Annotated in this window: 1 protein-coding gene; it reads right to left on the bottom strand. The window is 76.6% G+C overall.

What is annotated here, in order from left to right:
* Nucleotides 1-233: 233 nt before the first annotated feature.
* Entirely contained in the window at nucleotides 234-2,321 is a 2,088-nt protein-coding gene (locus JFN87_RS32885; protein ID WP_209346142.1) for a hypothetical protein, read from the bottom strand.
* Nucleotides 2,322-2,447 lie beyond the last annotated feature (126 nt).

Below are 2,447 nucleotides of genomic sequence, written 5' to 3'. Positions count from 1 at the left end.
CCCTCTGCCTGGTCTTCGCCGACCTCGCCCGCGCTCCGCTGCTCGGCGCGGTGCAGGCGCTCACCGGGGCGGCCCACCCCCACGCGGCCCCGGCGGGCCCGGACGCGGGCGTTCGCCAAGACGCCGGCGCGGCCGGGGGCCTGCGCCTGCGGCCGCGCCACCACCTGTCCCGGCGCCCGCAAGTGCGAGCCCGGACGGCGCCACCCGGCCGCGCGCGACCCGGTGGCGCGGCGTCAGTGCAGGGGCGTCAGTGTGTGGCCGTCGTTCAGCGTGCCCTTCAGGCCCGCCTTTGTCGTCTGCTTCGCGGGCAGGGCCATCAGGCGGCCCCGCACCGATGCCTTCACGTCGCCCGTCGCCTTGAGCGACGCCACCCGGTCGCTGCCGGCGCCCAGCAGGAACCAGTCGCCGGACTTCGACTTCCACAGCGCGCCCGCCAGCACGTCGGGCGACTTGGCCCCGCACGCGGGTGTGTTCGTGGCGCTTGCCGCGATGGCGCCGGGGTTGCCGTCGGGGCTGCCGTCCTTGCCCGTGGCCACCGGCGGCTGGAACTGCGCCATCACCCTGCTGTCCGCGCCGCGCCAGGTCTCGCCGCGCGTGCACACCCACGCCGCCGTGCCCTCGCCCTCCGGCAGCGCCTGCTGCGCGTACTTCCAGGAGTTGACCGACTTCACACCGTGCCCGCGCATGGTCGGCAGCAGGCACGCCGTGCGCGCCCAGGACGCCCGGTCCGACTCCGAGGTGACGTCCTTCGGCGACTTCGGCGACCCCGAAGTGAGTCGCGCCGGGACCAGTTCGCCGAGGTCCGTCAGCAGCCGCTGATCGCCGGCGCCGTCCCGTACGTCCAGGGTGTCCCACGATGTGCACGTGCTGGCCAGGGCCGGGCTGCGCAGCGAGCCCGTCACGCCGTCCGCGTCGCGGTGCAGCGGCAGCGCGGACGCGTCGGGCGTCAGCAGGTCGCGCACCCTAGTCGAGGTAACCCACGGGGCCGTCAGATAGCGGACGTTGCCGTCGGAGCGGTCCACGACGACCGCGTCCGACGTGGCGCCGTCCGCCGCGTCCACACGCGCGAAGTCGATCGCCGCCGCCGACGTGCCCTGGACGGGCTCGGCGTAGCGCACCACCCGCAGGCCGTCGTAGAACAGCACCACACGCGCCCGGTCCACCGTGCCCGCGTAGAGCAGTTGCGGCGGGCCCATCGGCGGGCCCGACGGGGTGCCCGGCGTGGTCGACACCTGGACCGAGGAACCCGGTCGCGCCCACACCGCGAGCGCCCTGCGCAGCAGTTCCTTGTCCTTGACGAGTGGGCCACGGGCGGGCCACACCGAGTAGTCCGTGCGGCTCGCGTGGTGCCACACGGTGGGGGCGACCTTGACCACCTTCGCCGGGTCCAGGGCCGCCTGCGACGCGGGGTTGAGCGCGTACGAGGGCGCCGCGGGCCCGTCCGGGCCCCAGCCGCTGCCCGGGAGGCCGAAGAGCGCGCCGCACACGGCCAGCGCGGCGACCGCGGCGAGCGCCGCCTTGCCGTGCTGGCGACGGCGCACCAGGTCGGTGGGGCGCACCTGGAGCGCGCACGGGTCGAACTCGGGGGAGCGCAGCAGCGACAGGTCGAGCGGGACCGCGCCGGCGCCCGCGGTGCCGCGCGCACCGGCGCCCGCTCCCGTTCCCGTTCCCGCGCCCCGCTCCTGCCCGGTCGTGCGGTCCGCCTCCCAGATCGCGGCGGCGGGGTCCCCGGCGCCGGCGGCGGACAGGACGCGCCGCACCTCAGGGTCGGGCAGCCGATCGAGGCCGCGCAGCACGACCGCGGCGCGTACGGGCGCCGTCATCTTCGCGAGCCGCTGGTCCAGGGCGAGTTCGCCCGCGCCGCCCTGCCGGGGGAAGAGCCGCAGACCCCACACGCGGGGGAGCGCCGGCGGAAGCTGGGCCCGCTTGGGCAGGGCGAACCGCAGCAGCGGCAGCTCCGTGTCGAGCGCCTGGCGCACGACACGGACGCGCAGCAGCGCGTACGCCGGGTCCTGGACGCCGGCCTCGTTCGCCTCGCCCGCAGCCGTGCGGCGCGGCGCGGGCAGCAGCGCCTGCGCGTCCTTGTCACGCCCGCGAGGCAGCGACCGCTGGACGATCGCGTGTGCCGTCAGTACACGGCGGTTGCGGCCGAGCGAGGGCGAGAGGATCAGGTACGCGAGGCGTACCAGGCGCGGGTAGTGCTCGACGAGCGCGGCCTCCGCCCGGTCCACGCCGATCGCGGAGAGCGGATCGGCGGAGTCGGTGGGGGAACCGGGCGCGGCGGGGCCTGCGGGGGAGGTGACGGCATCGTGGGAACGCACGTGGAGAAGAACGAGCGATTGGTCGGATGGTCACTCCACGGCGTGGGCGCCCGTGCGCGGAGCGCCACGGCGGGCCGCCGAGCGCGCCGCGCACCGCCCCGCCGCGCACGGCGAGTTGAGCGCCGT

Origin of the sequence: Streptomyces montanisoli, from assembly GCF_017813245.1 — a bacterium.
GTDB lineage: Bacteria > Actinomycetota > Actinomycetes > Streptomycetales > Streptomycetaceae > Streptomyces > Streptomyces montanisoli.
The sequence above is the reverse complement of the archived record's forward strand: the minus strand, read 5'-3'. Positions and strand labels throughout refer to the sequence as shown.